We start from the raw sequence: 16,254 nt of genomic DNA, 5'->3' as shown, positions 1-16,254 counted from the left end.
CTCTGCACGAATTATTGGTGATGAAAGAACATACATTACAAGACAGTATCCGCTCATGGAAAACCATGCAAGACGCTTTTTCCTCTTTGAGGGAAGGGCGTTTTCCGTATCATATACACGGCCTTTCAGGCGGTATATTCGCTTTTTTTCTTGCCGAATATGTCCGACATTTTAACGCTCATCTCTGCATCGTCGTACCGACGGAAAAAGAAATAGAAGAACTGCGTGCAGACCTCGATATTGCAGGGCTACAGGCTCAGGTTTTGCCGTGGTGGGGCAATATGGCATACCGGCCGGTGCAAAACTCGGCGCCGGTTTTTGCGGAACGTGCTCAAATATTAGCGGAACTTTGCGCGGGGTCGCCGGTATCTGGTGCGGTATCGTCCGGCTTGACGACAAAAGCGGTATCCGGTGCGGCGGTCTCCGGAGAGGCGACAACCATGGTAACGGTAATGACCCAGCGGGCATTTCTAACGCCGGTTCCGCCGCCCGACTACCTTAAAACACTCACCTGTACTCTCTATAAAGGCAAGGAAATCGATACGGAAAAAATAGCTTCGCTGCTCGTGCAATGGGGCTATACGCGGGTGCCGCGGGTAAGTGTCCGGGGCGAGTTTGCGCTTCGAGGCGAGGTACTCGATGTCTGCGCCGCTGCTAACAAAGGCTCGCAGCATACCGCCTACCGTATCCAATTCGACTTTACTACTATCGAAAAGATAAAGTCCTTCGATATGCACACGCAGGCCTCGGTTGAAGAATTTGACAGCCTGACGCTCTATCCGATGAAAGAAGTTATCTGGGATGATGAGCGGATCGCCGCGTTCGAACGGAATGTGCATAATATGCCCGAATTTACTGCCGAAGGTACGGAAAAGCTGATTGCGCACTTAAAAGAACACCGCGCCTTTGACGGTGAAGAGCTTTTTTATCCGCTCTGTTTTGAAAAACCTGCAAGCGTCCTTGATTATCTTGAGTATCTGCATGGCGGCGCTGCGAAACCCGCGGTTCTCCTTTATATGGATTACGACCGGCAGCGGAACGCGGTGGAGGCGCTGGAGCGGGAATATCACGGCTTATATAACAAAATTACCCGCGCAATCGACGACGACATTAAGCATAATCTCTTAATTACCGAATATCCCATGCCGCAGCGCCTTTTGCTGCCCTTTACGGAGTTGACCGAAAGCTATCCGCAGAGCCTTTTCCTTCGGACGCTGAAAGAAACAGACGAAACCGAAGCGTCGATTGTGTTTAACTGCGACCCGCCGCGCAGTTTTTTCGGCAACATCGTGTATCTAAAAGAAGAATTAACGCATTTACAGCAGAAAGGCTGGCGTATTTTTGTATTTGCGGAAAGCGATGCGCAGGCGCTCCGTATCGGCGAATTGCTCAAGGATATTAAGGCAACGGTGCTGCCGCTTACGCTATCGTCCGGCTTCGGTATCCCCGAACTTAAAATACTCGTTATTCAGGAAAACGAAATTTTCGGCAGGCGGCGGCGTATCCCGAAATCGGTTAAGCAGGTTAAAAGCTCCGTTATCGACACCTTTGTGGAACTTAATCCCGGCGACTATGTTGTCCACGTCAACTACGGTATCGGACAGTTTAAGGGGATTGAGCGGGTCAAAACGCTGGGGCATGAACGCGACTATATCAACCTGCTATACGCGCAAGACGAAACGGTGTTTATCCCGATCGAGCAGGCGAACCTCGTGCAGCGATATATCGGCAATGAAGGCGAAGCGCCGCGGCTGGATATCATCGGGTCTAAGGCGTGGGAAAACCGGAAAAACAAGGTTAAAAAGTCGGTTGAAGATATCGCCGATAAACTCATCGACCTTTATTCCCGCCGCAAAGCCGCCGCCGGTTTTGCCTTTGCGAAAGACAATGAATGGCAAACCGCTTTTGAGGCCGCATTCCCGTATGAGGAAACGGAAGATCAGCTGACCTGTATTGCCGATGTAAAGACGGATATGGAAAAACCGATACCGATGGATCGGCTCATCTGCGGCGACGTCGGTTACGGTAAGACGGAAATTGCGATGCGGGCGGCATTTAAGGCGGTGATGAGCGGAAAGCAGGCCGCCTTTTTAGCGCCGACTACCATCCTTGCGGAGCAGCACTTTGATACCTTTCAGGAACGCTTTCAAAAATTTCCGGTAAAACTCGCTCGGCTGTCCCGCTTTGTTTCAAAGACTGAACAGAAAAAAGTGCTGACCCAGCTGAAAAACGGCGAGCTTGATATCGTTATCGGCACACACCGCATTATCCAGAAAGACGTGCAGTTTAAAGATTTAGGCCTGATGATTGTCGATGAAGAACAGCGGTTCGGAGTCAAAGACAAGGAACGGCTCAAGCAGATGAAGACGAATATCGACTGCCTTTGTTTGAGTGCGACACCCATCCCGCGTACCCTGCATATCAGCCTGCTAAAAATCCGCGACATGAGCCTTTTAACCACGCCGCCGCAAAACCGCCGTCCGGTAGAAACCGTTATTTCTCCGTTTGACCCCGAAAGAATTGCGCAGGCGATCCGTTTTGAAGTTGACCGCGGCGGGCAGGTGTTCTATCTGCATAACCGCGTGGAGAGCCTCGAAGAAACACGGTATAAGATCCAGCAGCTCATCCCCGAAGTGCTTATCGACATTGCCCACGGGCAGATGAGCGCAACCGAACTTGAAGATATTTTCCGCCGCTTCAACATGGGCGGCTTTCATGTCCTTATCGCGACTACTATTATCGAAAACGGTATCGACATCCCCAATGCGAATACCATCATCATCGACCGTGCCGATATGTACGGCGTTTCACAACTGTACCAACTGCGCGGCCGCGTCGGACGTTCCGACAGAAAGGCCTATGCGTACCTCCTCTATCCCGAAAACAAGGCGTTGTCGGAGGTTGCGATGAAGCGGCTGCAGGTTATCTCCGATTTTACGGAACTCGGCTCCGGCTTTAAAATTGCGATGAAGGATATGGAAATCCGCGGCGCAGGGAATCTGTTGGGAAAAGAACAGTCAGGCGATATTTATTCCGTCGGCTTTGACCTCTATCTTCGCCTGCTGGAAGAGGCGGTGGAGCGGCTGCAAAACGCCGGTTACGAGCCTGAGACAGAACCGGTCATAGAGCTTGAGTACACGGGCTTTATCCCCGACAGCTATATCCGCGTGCCGGAAACAAAGATGGAAATATACAAAAAAATCGCCGCCGTCCGCACTGCGGAAGAACTGGATAGGCTCTACGCGGAACTGTCCGACCGGTTCGGCCCCGTTCCGGAAGAAGCGGAAAGCCTGCTTGCCCTTGCCGAAATCAAAATTATCTGTGCAAAACTCGCAATCGCCTCGCTTAAAGAGCGGAACGGAACCGTGCGCATTACCTTTGCGAAGGTCTCAAAGATTTCCATCGATAAATTGCTCCGCATGATAAAAGAGTCGGCAGGGCGGGTTAAACTCGATGCAAAGCAGCCGAATGTCATCATGCTCGAAACCGGCTCCATCGGCTTAAAAGAAAAGAGCGAATTTATCAGCGAAAAACTCAATCAGCTAAGCTGAGATGTGAATAAGCTAAACTACGCTATACCGTATCGGTAGTGCCGGTGGTATACAATTTGTTATGAAGGTATATTTAACTCGTTTGCGGAAAGTGTGTTGTCGTATTAAATAATCATTGAGAATGGGTAATTTATTTTGACAGCGGTATTATGGTGTGGTATGCTTTTAGAGTATATGATGCTGAATCGAAATAAATGGCTTTTAGTTTTGACGGCTGCCGTAGTTGCAGCTGCGGTACTGCCCTGCACGAGCGTGTGCCTCTACGCAGGCATTGGGCAGCGAAGCGATAGCGAGCTTCAAGCCAATAATCCGGTTAAATATGTGGATCCGGATGGGAAAGCTTCAACTGAAACTGAGGTTACCCTAAGGATTGATGGTACTTTAGGCAAGACCAATGCACGTGATATGGCGGTAGCTATATATCAATATTCTAATCTTGTAAGTTTAGTACTCGCATCGTCTAATGATGAGAAAAATAAAATAAATGATTTTGCTTTTAGTATTATGAATGCACTTTCTGGCTATGGGGAGCTAATATGATTGAGGAAAACATGAGAAATTTAAAGGGGAAAAAATACACGGCTTTATTTATTGCAATTTATGTTTTGCTTAATATTGCTATTATATTTATTGTGTATTTACGTATTTTACCCGGACATTCAGATAAATTATATATTCCTGTAAATGATAGTGATATATCCATATCACAAATACATTCTGTTCTTCAAATGCTTGGAAAATATGATGAAAATTATACTTTAAATATTAATGGTTCAGAATTTGAATTCGGTTTAAATATGAAGAAAGTAAGACAAATTCTTGTGCTAAGTTTAATAGTGATTATACATGACTCTAAAAACTCTTAAAAAGATAGAGAAAAAGGATACTGTAAGACGGTGTTTGATAGATTTTGAAAAGAATTAGGAACAAGAAAGCATACAATGAAATGTCTAAAAATGCTCGCTTTCTCACAGAACGAGTTACGGCCGTATGTGAGGAATAAACAGAAATAGGGAAGGGAGTATCCCGTACAGCGATTGAAGCAGAAATCCTTTTCGCCGCGCGTATAATGCAAGTGCGGTTTTTGGAGCGGTTATCAAACCTGTATATCCTTGTACAGGTTTGATAGCACGTTTTGCTCAGCAAAACGTGCTTCTGCTTAGAACCACCGACGTCCGTGTCGGTACTGAGAGCAGAAAAACACCGCTTAAAGAAAACAGCAGCGGCAAAAAGATTGGAAGTGAGATCGGTTGACAGTCCATCGAATGGGAAAATTATAAATGGATTTTCTCGATTTCCTGTATGGTCAAACCGGTTGCGTGTGCAATAGTGTCGATAGATAAGCCCATAGAAAGTAAGTTCCGCGCTGTTTCGCGCTTACCTTCGGCGATACCAAGAGATCTGCCTTCGGTATAAGCTATTTTCCGCTCTTCAGCGCGCTGTACGGCGATATCGGTAGCATAATCGTATTCTGCTATTAACATATTTATGACCTCCTTGGCTTTTCGTTGCAGGTATTCTTTGAGAATACCGTTTTGTATACATTCTTTTATTGCATTTTCAAAACCGTGTTCTTTATCTTGTTCAATATTTCGTTGTACCGTTTCCACGAACATACTGTATTCCGCTAACGACTTACAGTTTTGCAGTATCGTATGTTTTTTATTTTTATTGATATTCAGTACTTTTACTTTTAATTCTAACGGAATATGCTCCGGTTTTGTCATAAAAGAATCGGAAAGTTTTAATTCGGTTTCATTCGGATAGTCTTCGACTCCATTATAAAAAACATAAAATTCCGGCGTTGGAATTTTTACGAGCGAGCGTGCCTATCGTTCTTGAGCATCTAATAGCCGTTCATATAATCGTACGACATATTCGAGGCATCGTATTGGCATATTAGGATTGATGGTTGACTGATGTTCAGCCAATACAATCATTTTGTTATCAATGAGATATGATACATCATTATAGAAAGACATATAGATAACTTGTTCAAGGCGGAGTGATTCTAACGGTACTGAATTGCCCAGATGAGTGCCGTGTAGAGCATTATATAATGAGAGAAAATTTTCTTTTGCGTTTTTATCTTCACCAAACAGGTCTACAAAAACCGAATCTTTATAATTCCTGTTTGCCGTTTGTTTTTGCTCTTACATAGTTTCCAGTATAGCAGAAAAAAGTACATAGTGCAAATAGAGCGCAGCCGAAGAACAACAGGTGTATCCGTCTCCCTACGAATAAAGCATAGTTTTGATTTTGACAGCAGCACAGTGATATGCTAGGATAATAAGAAAGCTGGGAAGACGATACAGGTATACTTTAACGATGAAAAGTATGAAGGGATGGTGGAAGAAAAAGTCGCGATAACAATTAGCCGGCTGTATGAAGTAGCAGAGGAAGGGAAGCGGATCGAATCGTATACGGATCACTTTACGGATATGATCAACGGGACATTGAGCTTACCGGAATCCCCTGATCCGGTGCGGGTGAACTTAAACAGCATCAAGGAGTTACAATAAATGAAAAAGATTGCATTGATAATAATATTTATTTATATATTTATAGGACCAAACGCTTAACTTTTTCAAAAGCAGGATTGGCGGGACTAGCAGGATATTTTAAGGTTGATAAATCTTTAGCAATGGATATGCAAGCAAGTTTAACCTTAAATGGAAAAGAAGTTGGCAGTTTTAAGGGGATACATTGGTGGGCGACCAGCTTTAATCCGAGGGTACAAGGGGTAAAGGCAAGCGACTTAAAAGCCCAGTTTACCGTTAATTTTGGTAACAATAAGCAAATGTATCAAGATTTCAAAGCAGAATGGGATAAAAAAGATTTAAGGTGGACATTTAATGATAATAATTGTTCTGCAAAACTTAATTTCTAAGGAGTTGATATGAAAAAACTATTTTATGTTGTTGTATATGGAATGATATTATTTACTGAGGGGTGGGGATGGCCTCTGATTTTTCAAGATATGAAGCACATAGAGAAGAAAAGAACAGAAGCGCTTTTACTGGCAATAAAAAACAAAGATAAAATTAGTTTTAAAAAGCACTTTATTCCTCACATAGAACACTTTTCCTCTCACTATGATGAAGATGTTGATCATTTATTTGAGAGATTTCAAATTCAAACGTATGAGGTTATTGATGCAATGGTGTATGAATCGGCTTTATACAAGGATGGAGAAGGTATCGTTCAGTGGAATGTTTCTATATTAATTGCTACGGATATTGGAGAATTACGATTAATGTTTGTTGATGTCAGAAAAGACTATAAGCATAAGGAAAATGTGGGAATACGCGGTTTATTTTTATTAGAAGAAAGGAAGGCCGATGAAATTGATTTTGATGATTTTGATCTTAGTACACTTCCATATGGAGTCTATGTTGAATCTATTAAGTAAAATAAAAACAATATAAACCTATTGCTAAAAGTATGAAAACAACATTTTGCTTTTATTCACAGCTTAATTATTCTCACCCCCGGACAGCGATTGAAGCAGAAATCTTTTTTGCCGCGCGTGTAATACAAGTGCGGTTTTTGAAGCGATTAATTGGAAAGACAACATTTATTAAATACAATCCAGCAGACCCTTCGTATGGGATGAGAGTTTGGCCATGAAAAAATATGCTATTATTATATTAGTCTTCCATATTTTTGTAAAACTATCATCTCAAGAACTTCTTTCGAATACTAAATATTATTCTGATGATGGAAGTTCATATTTTAAATTTACAGAACAAGGGGGGGTAACCAAAGGGTTTGTATGGGATAAGAAAAGTCAACATGAGCTTATGATTTTTTCACTTAAATTGCGTTATAAACTTAGAAAAGATGCTATTAAATGGTTTAAGAATAGAATTTTAGAAATTAAAATTCATACAGGCAACCCGGGTATTTATTCTATTTTTGTGTCAGTGAATGACGGAATAATATCTAATCCGGTTAATTTTGTGATGGCAGTAGATATTACCGGAAGCTATGCACTTGTAGGAGAAGAGGATGTTTATGTGTTAGATATATTCAAAGGAAAAAAGATATTTTATATAAATCGTAATTATGATAACACTGCAATTAAGTATTTACTTTTTGATTTAAAAGAAACTAAGTTTCTTGATAATGGAGATCTAATGATTACGTATTATAACCTGTCTATGGAAAAAGTATATGAATTAATAAATAAGAATGATTTTATGAGATGAAAATGACTACAATTGTAATTATGATGTTTATATTTCTGGGACTCGCCCTTATGGTGATGATGTTTCTTGCCGTTTTTATTCATATATCTTTTAATCGCACAGGGCTTACTTCTTTATTCTATGAAGATGCTACAAGAGAAGATGTATTTTTTCCAAAAAATGCAGTCTCCAATGGCGGACTCATATCATCTTCATGGGATAGAACCAGATTTATGATAAGATGGTGCTTAAAAGAAGAATATGCAAAAGAGGATTCAATACAAACGAAAGCGATAAAGCGAAAATTTTTTATTTTAAATATGATACAGCTGTTATGTTTTCCATTATCCTTATTATGGATTTTATTATGTTTAGTTACAATAGTTTTAACTTTTTTTCTTGTTTAGAAAGATATATAAGTATTGTGAAGTCTATAGTTACAGTTAAAACATAGAAGTATGTGGATCCGGATGGGCGGGAATTAATGCCTATTAAAAATAATCGTGTAAACTATGCTGTGCTAAAGTTATTTTTTAATAGCCCAACATTTAAAAAACATATGAACAATCTTTTAGCCTCGACAAATGCTCACGGGATAAGTTACTAACAGTAATTACAGCGATGCAAGGTAAGTACGCCGGCAATACAGAAACACAAACGACTTCCCTTGATGCAGATGTTGCTACAATAAAACTTGATAGGAATGGTTCTATGATTAATGGAAAGATGAATAAAGGAGATACCGCTCAAGCTATTGTAATAAATATTGACCTTGATAGAATAGATAAGAATGGGCTAAATCTTCTTGAAGTTATAGCAGAAGAAGTAGTTCATGGCTCTGATGCTTCGAAAGCAGGAGCAGAAAAATGGGAGAAACGCGCAATTGAGGAAAACAAACTACCTTATAAAGAGCGGCCGCGTGAAATTAGTGCAAAAAATGTCGTTAAAGAAATTCTCAAAGAAATGAATTTTGCAGGTGAATGATATGAAAAAAGTTCTTTTAATTAGCGTATTCATTTTAGTGAATTTGTTATACATTTTTGCTGATTTTGTTGCTATGGAAAAAATAACAGAAAAGGAATTTAATGAGAAGTATCATATTTTAGATAGAGTTAAGACTATGCTGTTAGAAGAAATTTGTATTGATGACTTTATGAAACAAGAGGAAATAAAACTTGAAATAGAATTTTATGAATGTAATCTGTTTGGTGATTTTGATAATATTATTCATATCTATGCAAAAGAAGAATCGTTATTTGGGAATAGTTATTATTATATGATACTTTTTTTTGAAAAAGGAGAAAGCAGGAAACTTTTAACTTATTCTTTTTATGTGTTAAATGAAACCATCCCCGAAACGTTGCCGTTTAAACTAATAGAAAGGCCTGATATTGAGTTCATAGAAAAGGATAGCAAAGAGAGTGGTTTAAGATGATCCGATAATGCGGATGATAGGAGATATGAATATGAAGATAGACCTCCGGCAACACCAGAAAATCCCTAGCCTAATTGGGAGGGTATTCCAATAGATTAGATAATAAGGGAGGCGTCTATGTTTTTTATCAAATATGAAACTGAAGAAAATATAAATGGTGAACTGCCACCGATAATATACATAAAAGGAAATCGTAATAAATTCCACAATGCTTTATTGACATTATTGAAAAAATTACGGATGAAGGTATTTACGGTTAATATACGTGAATTAGGAATAGTCATAGATGAGAGAGTAACCTATGTCGATATTATTCTTAAAATTCAAGATAAAACTGAATTGTTTTATAATACTGAGACACTTATCATTGGAATTGAATATGATAATTTCATTGATATATTATTTGAATTAGAGCAATTAGCATTTACTAATGCTACAGTATTTTTTGAATACGAATGGGTACAAAGTTTATATAATGGAGCAATAATTGTTGAGTCATGTGATAGTTGTTAAATTGCTTGATTACAAATTGTTATGGGGAATAATCCGGTGAAGTATATTGACCCGGATGGAGATGAAATAGAACTTGTTAGCAGAGATGGATTATCATTTGTGAATTATCAAGGAAAGAAATGGAATTCCTCTGCAGTATATGCATTTCAGCGAACTGGATTCGATCAAAGTTTTATAGGACAAGTTAGTAATGCATTAGGATTGTATGACAATAGTTCTAAATTGCTTGGAAAAGTTGAATATAATCATAATCGGAGAGGAAGTGGCTATAAAGTTACTGATATAGAGACAGGTAAATCACTTGGAGATTTGTACTATAGCATAGCATTAAAAGACAATAAAGAGGAAGTAGCATGGAATATGGGTAAATATGTTGTCAGTCTTGGGGGGATGCATTTACGGTAGTAAGTGCTTTTGAAAAAGATGCTGAAAAAGGTGCACTATCAGTTTTAAAACAAATTGCAACACCGAGTAAAACAAGTATAGGTGCATGGGGTCTTACTGCAAAAGAACAATCGTTTTTTTGCGAAGGTGTACAAAATTTTGCTAAAGGACTTATACCTTTTAAGGGAACATACGATGCGGCGAGAGAGACAATAGATTCATCTAGTCGAATTTATAATATAAAGAATGAAGAATTATTAAAGGAGATAAAGTAATATGTATTTAGTTTTGCTTAAAATAGTATGTGTTTTTTTTCTCGTACTATCAGCTGCATTTTTTATAGCGATGTGGATTTTATATCTTAAAATGAGTCGAGGAGTGACAGATGCATTGGTAGAAAAAAGAATAAAATGGAAATGGTGGTGGACTATGCCGATGGTATATTGGCACGCATATCCTGAAGATAGAAAAATATATATTATGTATACTGCTTGTTTTTGGCTATTTATAATTTTTCTTTTTATAGGTGTGTTTATAAGCGGTAAGATCCGCGCCTTGGATTGGACATGGTGGTTATGAATATAATAAGAGCGTCTAAGTTGTTATAATATGCCGTATGTGGGAAGCCATATCAAATCTGTATGTCCTTGTATAGATTTGATATCATGTTTTGCTGACAGCAAAATATGATATTATTTAGAACCACCGCCATCCGTGGCGGTACTGAGAGAGGAAAAACTGTGCCTTTTGAAAAAAAGGGGCAACAACAGAATATGCAAATGGGACAAGACCCTATAGTGCCGGCTGTCAAATTTCTCATCTAGCTGATTTCAATGAGGTTACCAGTATATTAAAAGATATTGGTTTTAAGTATGGAGAAGGTGAAAAAGTTTGGGTGAAAGGAGACAATATTAAAATAGTAATTAAGGCTCCACCAATAGTTGAAAATTAATCAACACCCCGACACAGAGCGTCGGGGTATTACTCCCTCCATACAAATAAAAAGGAGACTATATGGAAAAAACAATTCTCAAGATAATTTTTTTGTTATGTATATGTTTTAGGACTTATACATTACCAATGAATGGGGTGAAAATAGCTGAACCGACTTACTATAAGGATATGAATAGTTTTAAAATGATAACTTTTTACGAAAACAATAAAATTAGATTTTCTGATGATGAAAATAACAATTCAGATGATTTTTTATGGAATCATGTATTTGAGTATTCAATCAATACTGATGGTAAATTTTATCAGCTTAAGATAAAAAATGAAAATTATTCAAAATCATTATTGATGTTATTATCTGAAAGGTTCTTAGTTTTGTATGGAGAATCTAATGAACCTATCTTTTTTGGTGCTTCAAAAATTAATACAGAACTCTTATATTTCCCATCTTATTTTGAAGCTTCTTCGGAACTACATGAAAAAGATATTATATACTCTGGATCAAATTTGAAAACTCTTGATTTAAATAAACCATGGGTTGAAGGTGTGAAAGGATACGGAGAGGGTGAGTCTGTTCGATTTAGCATAAATGCTGAGGAATTAATTATTTTTAATGGATTTGTATCAAAAAATAGATCCTACCTATTTTCTCAGAATAGCAGGCTGAAAACAATAGACTTATATTTTACTTCTTCAGATTTGCATCAACGATATGAATTAAAAGACACACCGAATCCTCAGTCAATAATTTTTGAAAAAATCTTTAATGAAGATATTATATTAACAATTATTGATGTGTATAAGGGTGAAAAATATACCGATACGTGTTTAAATGCAATTATACTAAAATATTAATGTATACAGTTATGCTAAGTAAATTTTTTAAAGAAATGTATCACCACTTTTGAATGGGGACTTTGACAGTTAACGCAAATGGCGCAACTCAAAGAATTTTGGAATTAGCAATATCATCAGGATCTACACCGGGACGGATGGAAGCGATGCAATGAGCTTCAGATGGAAATTATAATCTCTGTGAACCAGGCGGTGAGTTTAATCAACTTAAAAAATATAGAGATAGAGGTTTTGAATGAAATATAATACAGAAATTGAATATTGTTTGGTAGAATTTAAGATGTCTAATCAAACATATTATTGTTTATGGTTTTCTGATAACCGTGATGCGTTTTTGATTGATGAAAATGGCAAATTAATTATATTTTATTGTGAAGCTGAAATGAGAGGTTTTTGTAAAATTCATAATTTAGATATTCAAGTAGATGCCGCTGTATTGTATGATATTGATACATTTATAGAAAAAATATGTCTGAACGACATAGATTGCAATCTTATTTTACGTTTTTTGAACATTGCATCTGATATGGCAGATACATTGAAAGAACCATTTATAGGTGATGATAATGGTGTGGATTGTATAATCTTAGACGTATATAATAAACTGTTTTACGGAACGAATCCTCCTGCTTTGAAAAAAGACTCTCCTGAGGTATATAGTCCTGTATGGGGAGAAAGCGAAATAAATATTATACGGAATATTATGAACGATAGTATTAGAATATTTCGTAAGTTTCTAAAATAAATATGTCATTATTAGGACAAGCATCAGGATACAACAAAATGAGAAAAGAAGTCAAAGATAAAACTATAAATACCTCAGATAAAGAAAATAATACAAGTTGCTGACATGAATAAAGATATTTGGGAGTAAAGCAGGGGAAGAAGGAAATGGTTTATAAAAATAATATCATAGATGCATATACAAAATTAAAAAATGGAGCTAATCATTATGTGTCTATTCCAGAATTTTTATATTTAATGAGTAAATTAAAGTCTAATGGTTCGATACAAAAAAGTATTTCATTTAATCCATTTTATGAACATAAAGATTTTCTGTTGGAAATAGATGAAAGGATGCTTTATATAGAAAGCCGAGATAGTCTGAATGAAATTGATACAAAGAAATTTTATGAGAGTCAAAAGTGTGAAGAAGATTTTTATAATGTTGATATTGAAAAAAGATATTTCCTAATACAAAGAGATGATGTGACCGAGTATAAAAAAATTCTTGATAGGATAATTTCATATCTTGATGAGTTAATTCCTTATATACTGCAACGTTTAAAATCTGAATATAATATCAAAGAAGTTGACTTATTGTTTGGGAATGTATGTTTTGAGATTTATTATGAATAGAAAATAGTCTTCTGGAGATAGGGTTATGTGGATTTTTGATGATTATAAAGAAACCTACAATCCGCATTTAATATCCTGATAAGAATTTCTACTCTCTTCCCACAGAACGAGTTACGGGCGTATGTGAGGAATAAACAGAAATAGGGAAGGTTGTATCCCGGACAGCGATTGAAGCAGAAATCCTCTATCAAGCGTTGTACGTCCATGTACAACGCTTGAACACGAGTTTGACGAAATGTCAAACTCGTTACTGTATGGAACCACGTCCATCCGTGGACGATTGTAAAGTCATGCGGTTTTTGGGAGCGTTTATCAAACCTGTACATCCTTGTACAGGTTTGATAGCACGTTTTGCTCAGCAAAACGCGCTTCTGCTTAGAACCACCGACATCCGTGTCGGTACTGAGAAAAAAAACACCGCGGGAACAAAGAAGTATACTAAGCCGGATGGGAAGATCGTTATTGCCCCTGCTATTGTATGGGGCATCAATGCTACTTTATTCGGATACGGTGTAGTTGCTTCAAGAAACGATGAGATAGGGTTTGCTGCAAGACATCCGATAATTGCTGTACAATTGGGAATCTTACAGGATGGTGGAAGACATGGAATAAATAGTGCTACGACAAATTTTGCTATAAATTCAGAATTATCTACTTCTGTATTTTCTGAAGGACAAGGATGGAAGCTATAGCGTAGGAATAACAAAAATAAATGATAGTGAATATAATACTGCATATTCAGAGATTTTAAAAAGAAATAATCAAGGATTATTAAAATGAGTGGAAAAAATAAATTATTTATGATATCTACAATTATTCTTATTTTATTTTCATTGATTTCATGTTCATCGAAAGAAGAGAGGAGAATTATATTGCAAATACAAAAGAATGGTTTTGTTGATTTATCAATGTATTGCAGTGAGTGTGATGAAATTATAATTTATAATGAAGGATATTATTGTGAGCATGATGATAATCAATGGCCTGGAACAAAAATCTATTATTTTAATAAAGGAAATGTAAAGAAAATAATAAATCTACATTATTGCGCTGATATTCCAATTGGTACTGTAATTCACTTTTCTGATTATAATAATGGAAAAATTAAACGAAATAAAGAAAATGCTGTATTTTATCTTTCGCATATATCTGAATATAAAAGTGGAAAAATATTGCAGCTTAATTCTCAAAAAACAAATATACAAACATGGTCATTTAAATGAAAGTGAAGTACAAACAGATCGGACTCCTCGTCAAGATGAATGGCAAATAGATCATATTATTCCTAAAAGCAAAGGCAAAACAAAAAGTTATTCGAATGCTCAAGTCCTATCAAGGCAAGAAAATAGGTTGAAATGGGATAATTAGGAGGAAAGATAAACTGGCTTTTTGATGACAAAAAAACAACGATGGTCATTACAACAAAACGTATTATCAATAAACTTACTCCGATATCTATCGTTACTCATGATCGTGATGATGGTATGTGGCAATTTCTTGATAAAGGAGAATTAACCGAAGAAATTGCTGCTATAGTTAGTTTAGAAGAAATAATTTTACTGGATGAATCGTTAATGATATTATACGATTTGCCTTTAGGATGGATTGCTGAAAAGCATTCTGATGGATCATGGGTTAGAATGGAACTATTGTAGTTGCTTTGAATATCAAAATTCAGGGATACAACTTCAGAATAAAAGGGGATGTGCATATTGGAGGTGCTACTGCAGGCGGTTTATTGGGATTGACGACTGGAGTAAAGCTGGGGGCCGGCGTGTGGCTTGAAGTTAGGAAACTAGAGGAGTGATAGTATATGAAAAAAATCGGAATAATTATTATAATTTTAAGTATAGTATTTGTTGGTATTGTTAAATTTGATGTATATTTTTCAGGGGGTGAATTAAGTCTAAATTATATTGAAAAAAATAGATATTATGTGCGTGATAAAGCTGGAAATTTGACGGAAATATCTAAAGTGCATTGGTATTGCAGTTTTATCATTTCTATTACTGCATTTATATTATTGTGTTTAGATAGCTTACTTTATCTATATGTTATGTGTAAATATGTACTGCCTTACATTTGGTTTAAAAAATATGAGGATATTTTTAATGGAACTTGATTCTAAAAGTTACGGCCGTATGTGAGAATCCATATCAAATCTGTACAAGGACGTACAGATTTGATATCATGTTTTGCTGATGGTAAAACATGATACTGTTTAGAACCACCACCATCCATGTCGGTATTGAGAAAAAAACGCCGCGGGAACAAAGCCGCAGCGACAAAAAGATTGGAGCGGTATGGTGCAGCGGAGCCGATAGGCGTAGCTTCGAAGCAAGCACGGTGCCGCTTATGCATTTGTGGCTAGTGGACTTACACAAGCTGCTATTGGAAGTTGTTCAACAAGTACGAGTAGGGTTCCCAATTTATTAACAGGGACTGTTGAAGATTTTAAAATTCACCAACCGAAATGGGCTGGAGTTGCTGGTGTGATTGGAGAATCTATAATTCCTACTGCTATAGATATGCATCGTTCGCTTACCCAAAAGTCAGAGTTGAGGTGGAGTATGCGTCCTGTTCGTAAATTTTTTATCACATTGCTGATTTACTTTGGTTCTGTATTTTTGACTGTTGCAGTAGGTCTTTTTATTAATAGTTATTTTCCATGGCTTGATAAATATGAGATTGTTTTAGGACTCGAATTTACTATTATTTGGAGTATTTTTGTTTCTATATTTATGATACTTGTTAAGATGGATTGATTATTTTGCGTGAAATAGATCGTAAAAAATGAAGCATACAATGCGATGTCTAAAAAACGCTCTCTTCCTCACAAAACGAGTTACGGCCGTATGCGGAAAAACGGTGCCTTTTGAAAAGAGCCTGTTCCCCAGTGTACATCCTTGTACACTGGGGAACGACGAGATTTGTGGTATCCACAAATCTCGCTTCTGTTTAGTTTCACGGACATCCGTGTCCGTTGTGAAACTACAAGGAGACAGCCGAAAATAAA

The 16,254-nt window shown here is 37.2% G+C and carries 22 protein-coding genes and 1 pseudogene; 22 read left to right on the top strand and 1 reads right to left on the bottom strand.

The window, feature by feature from the left end:
• The first annotated feature begins 20 nt into the window (after window positions 1–20).
• The 3 genes from mfd to E4N65_RS10405 all read left to right on the top strand — a co-directional run bounded on the left by mfd (window position 21) and on the right by E4N65_RS10405 (window position 4,417).
• Window positions 21–3,551, top strand: a complete 3,531-nt coding sequence (mfd, locus tag E4N65_RS10415) for a transcription-repair coupling factor (protein ID WP_253673177.1) — start codon at window positions 21–23, stop codon at window positions 3,549–3,551.
• Between the two features lie 159 nt (window positions 3,552–3,710).
• Window positions 3,711–4,091, top strand: a complete 381-nt coding sequence (locus E4N65_RS10410) for a hypothetical protein (protein WP_044014819.1) — start codon at window positions 3,711–3,713, stop codon at window positions 4,089–4,091.
• Complete coding sequence (locus E4N65_RS10405; protein ID WP_044014821.1) at window positions 4,088–4,417, top strand: hypothetical protein; 330 nt, start codon at window positions 4,088–4,090, stop codon at window positions 4,415–4,417. The genes E4N65_RS10410 and E4N65_RS10405 overlap by 4 nt, the downstream gene beginning before the upstream one ends.
• Before the next feature lie 408 nt (window positions 4,418–4,825).
• On the opposite strand, the pseudogene E4N65_RS10400 reads toward E4N65_RS10405, so the two are convergent.
• Window positions 4,826–5,653 (bottom strand): annotated as a pseudogene (locus E4N65_RS10400) (Rpn family recombination-promoting nuclease/putative transposase).
• A 243-nt stretch (window positions 5,654–5,896) separates the two neighbouring features.
• On the opposite strand from E4N65_RS10400, the gene E4N65_RS10395 reads away from it, so the two are divergent.
• The 19 genes from E4N65_RS10395 to E4N65_RS10310 all read left to right on the top strand — a co-directional run bounded on the left by E4N65_RS10395 (window position 5,897) and on the right by E4N65_RS10310 (window position 16,003).
• A complete protein-coding gene (locus E4N65_RS10395) occupies window positions 5,897–6,073 on the top strand; it encodes a hypothetical protein (protein ID WP_158506659.1) in 177 nt (58 codons plus the stop codon).
• A gap of 77 nt (window positions 6,074–6,150) precedes the next feature.
• Complete coding sequence (locus tag E4N65_RS10390) at window positions 6,151–6,441, top strand: DUF4474 domain-containing protein (RefSeq protein ID WP_044014823.1); 291 nt, start codon at window positions 6,151–6,153, stop codon at window positions 6,439–6,441.
• 9 nt (window positions 6,442–6,450) lie between these two features.
• Window positions 6,451–6,963 (top strand): DUF5104 domain-containing protein, encoded by a 513-nt coding sequence (locus E4N65_RS10385; protein ID WP_044014825.1) that lies wholly within the window; start codon window positions 6,451–6,453, stop codon window positions 6,961–6,963.
• A 214-nt stretch (window positions 6,964–7,177) separates the two neighbouring features.
• Window positions 7,178–7,762: a hypothetical protein gene (locus E4N65_RS10380; RefSeq protein WP_044014827.1), complete on the top strand. Its 585-nt coding sequence runs from the start codon at window positions 7,178–7,180 to the stop codon at window positions 7,760–7,762.
• 2 nt (window positions 7,763–7,764) lie between these two features.
• Window positions 7,765–8,148, top strand: coding sequence for a hypothetical protein (locus tag E4N65_RS10375; RefSeq protein WP_253673176.1), 384 nt, complete (start codon window positions 7,765–7,767; stop codon window positions 8,146–8,148).
• A gap of 214 nt (window positions 8,149–8,362) precedes the next feature.
• Window positions 8,363–8,725, top strand: coding sequence for a hypothetical protein (locus E4N65_RS10370; RefSeq protein ID WP_044014831.1), 363 nt, complete (start codon window positions 8,363–8,365; stop codon window positions 8,723–8,725).
• A 1-nt stretch (window position 8,726) separates the two neighbouring features.
• Window positions 8,727–9,176 carry a hypothetical protein gene (locus tag E4N65_RS10365; protein WP_044014833.1) on the top strand — a complete coding sequence of 150 codons (450 nt, stop codon included), beginning with the start codon at window positions 8,727–8,729 and terminating at the stop codon, window positions 9,174–9,176.
• A 117-nt stretch (window positions 9,177–9,293) separates the two neighbouring features.
• Window positions 9,294–9,689, top strand: coding sequence for a hypothetical protein (locus E4N65_RS10360; protein WP_044014835.1), 396 nt, complete (start codon window positions 9,294–9,296; stop codon window positions 9,687–9,689).
• A gap of 36 nt (window positions 9,690–9,725) precedes the next feature.
• Entirely contained in the window at window positions 9,726–10,094 is a 369-nt protein-coding gene (locus E4N65_RS10355; RefSeq protein ID WP_044014838.1) for a hypothetical protein, read from the top strand.
• A gap of 255 nt (window positions 10,095–10,349) precedes the next feature.
• On the top strand, window positions 10,350–10,652 hold the full coding sequence (locus E4N65_RS10350; RefSeq protein WP_044014840.1) for a hypothetical protein: 303 nt from the start codon (window positions 10,350–10,352) through the stop codon (window positions 10,650–10,652).
• Between the two features lie 435 nt (window positions 10,653–11,087).
• A complete protein-coding gene (locus tag E4N65_RS10345) occupies window positions 11,088–11,879 on the top strand; it encodes an NADase-type glycan-binding domain-containing protein (protein ID WP_044014842.1) in 792 nt (263 codons plus the stop codon).
• A gap of 235 nt (window positions 11,880–12,114) precedes the next feature.
• Entirely contained in the window at window positions 12,115–12,624 is a 510-nt protein-coding gene (locus E4N65_RS10340; protein WP_044014844.1) for a hypothetical protein, read from the top strand.
• A 146-nt stretch (window positions 12,625–12,770) separates the two neighbouring features.
• Window positions 12,771–13,238, top strand: coding sequence for a hypothetical protein (locus E4N65_RS10335; protein ID WP_044014846.1), 468 nt, complete (start codon window positions 12,771–12,773; stop codon window positions 13,236–13,238).
• A 290-nt stretch (window positions 13,239–13,528) separates the two neighbouring features.
• Complete coding sequence (locus E4N65_RS10330; protein ID WP_044014848.1) at window positions 13,529–13,930, top strand: hypothetical protein; 402 nt, start codon at window positions 13,529–13,531, stop codon at window positions 13,928–13,930.
• Between the two features lie 84 nt (window positions 13,931–14,014).
• On the top strand, window positions 14,015–14,461 hold the full coding sequence (locus E4N65_RS10325; protein WP_044014850.1) for a hypothetical protein: 447 nt from the start codon (window positions 14,015–14,017) through the stop codon (window positions 14,459–14,461).
• Window positions 14,361–14,606: an HNH endonuclease signature motif containing protein gene (locus E4N65_RS12290; protein WP_081984416.1), complete on the top strand. Its 246-nt coding sequence runs from the start codon at window positions 14,361–14,363 to the stop codon at window positions 14,604–14,606. The genes E4N65_RS10325 and E4N65_RS12290 overlap by 101 nt, the downstream gene beginning before the upstream one ends.
• Window positions 14,607–14,647: 41 nt before the next feature.
• Entirely contained in the window at window positions 14,648–14,893 is a 246-nt protein-coding gene (locus E4N65_RS10320; protein WP_200877731.1) for a hypothetical protein, read from the top strand.
• A gap of 158 nt (window positions 14,894–15,051) precedes the next feature.
• Window positions 15,052–15,360, top strand: a complete 309-nt coding sequence (locus E4N65_RS10315) for a hypothetical protein (protein ID WP_253673175.1) — start codon at window positions 15,052–15,054, stop codon at window positions 15,358–15,360.
• A gap of 241 nt (window positions 15,361–15,601) precedes the next feature.
• Complete coding sequence (locus E4N65_RS10310) at window positions 15,602–16,003, top strand: hypothetical protein (protein WP_253673174.1); 402 nt, start codon at window positions 15,602–15,604, stop codon at window positions 16,001–16,003.
• Window positions 16,004–16,254 lie beyond the last annotated feature (251 nt).

Source organism: Treponema sp. OMZ 855 (assembly GCF_024181145.1).
GTDB lineage: Bacteria > Spirochaetota > Spirochaetia > Treponematales > Treponemataceae > Treponema.
This window is presented reverse-complemented; position numbering and strand designations above follow the sequence as displayed.

What these genes read in the sequence shown, in the direction of transcription:
- E4N65_RS10365 (WP_044014833.1), top strand. Translation starts at nt 8,727, where the DNA reads ATGAAAAAAGTTCTTTTAATTAGCGTATTCATTTTAGTGAATTTGTTA.
- E4N65_RS10395 (WP_158506659.1), top strand. Translation starts at nt 5,897, where the DNA reads ATGGTGGAAGAAAAAGTCGCGATAACAATTAGCCGGCTGTATGAAGTA.
- E4N65_RS10370 (WP_044014831.1), top strand. Translation starts at nt 8,363, where the DNA reads ATGCAAGGTAAGTACGCCGGCAATACAGAAACACAAACGACTTCCCTT.
- E4N65_RS10335 (WP_044014846.1), top strand. Translation starts at nt 12,771, where the DNA reads ATGGTTTATAAAAATAATATCATAGATGCATATACAAAATTAAAAAAT.
- E4N65_RS10315 (WP_253673175.1), top strand. Translation starts at nt 15,052, where the DNA reads ATGAAAAAAATCGGAATAATTATTATAATTTTAAGTATAGTATTTGTT.
- E4N65_RS12290 (WP_081984416.1), top strand. Translation starts at nt 14,361, where the DNA reads ATGCTGTATTTTATCTTTCGCATATATCTGAATATAAAAGTGGAAAAA.
- E4N65_RS10320 (WP_200877731.1), top strand. Translation starts at nt 14,648, where the DNA reads ATGGTCATTACAACAAAACGTATTATCAATAAACTTACTCCGATATCT.
- mfd (WP_253673177.1), top strand. Translation starts at nt 21, where the DNA reads ATGAAAGAACATACATTACAAGACAGTATCCGCTCATGGAAAACCATG.
- E4N65_RS10410 (WP_044014819.1), top strand. Translation starts at nt 3,711, where the DNA reads ATGCTTTTAGAGTATATGATGCTGAATCGAAATAAATGGCTTTTAGTT.
- E4N65_RS10375 (WP_253673176.1), top strand. Translation starts at nt 7,765, where the DNA reads ATGACTACAATTGTAATTATGATGTTTATATTTCTGGGACTCGCCCTT.
- E4N65_RS10380 (WP_044014827.1), top strand. Translation starts at nt 7,178, where the DNA reads ATGAAAAAATATGCTATTATTATATTAGTCTTCCATATTTTTGTAAAA.
- E4N65_RS10405 (WP_044014821.1), top strand. Translation starts at nt 4,088, where the DNA reads ATGATTGAGGAAAACATGAGAAATTTAAAGGGGAAAAAATACACGGCT.
- E4N65_RS10345 (WP_044014842.1), top strand. Translation starts at nt 11,088, where the DNA reads ATGGAAAAAACAATTCTCAAGATAATTTTTTTGTTATGTATATGTTTT.
- E4N65_RS10350 (WP_044014840.1), top strand. Translation starts at nt 10,350, where the DNA reads ATGTATTTAGTTTTGCTTAAAATAGTATGTGTTTTTTTTCTCGTACTA.
- E4N65_RS10325 (WP_044014850.1), top strand. Translation starts at nt 14,015, where the DNA reads ATGAGTGGAAAAAATAAATTATTTATGATATCTACAATTATTCTTATT.
- E4N65_RS10360 (WP_044014835.1), top strand. Translation starts at nt 9,294, where the DNA reads ATGTTTTTTATCAAATATGAAACTGAAGAAAATATAAATGGTGAACTG.
- E4N65_RS10330 (WP_044014848.1), top strand. Translation starts at nt 13,529, where the DNA reads ATGCGGTTTTTGGGAGCGTTTATCAAACCTGTACATCCTTGTACAGGT.
- E4N65_RS10340 (WP_044014844.1), top strand. Translation starts at nt 12,115, where the DNA reads ATGAAATATAATACAGAAATTGAATATTGTTTGGTAGAATTTAAGATG.
- E4N65_RS10385 (WP_044014825.1), top strand. Translation starts at nt 6,451, where the DNA reads ATGAAAAAACTATTTTATGTTGTTGTATATGGAATGATATTATTTACT.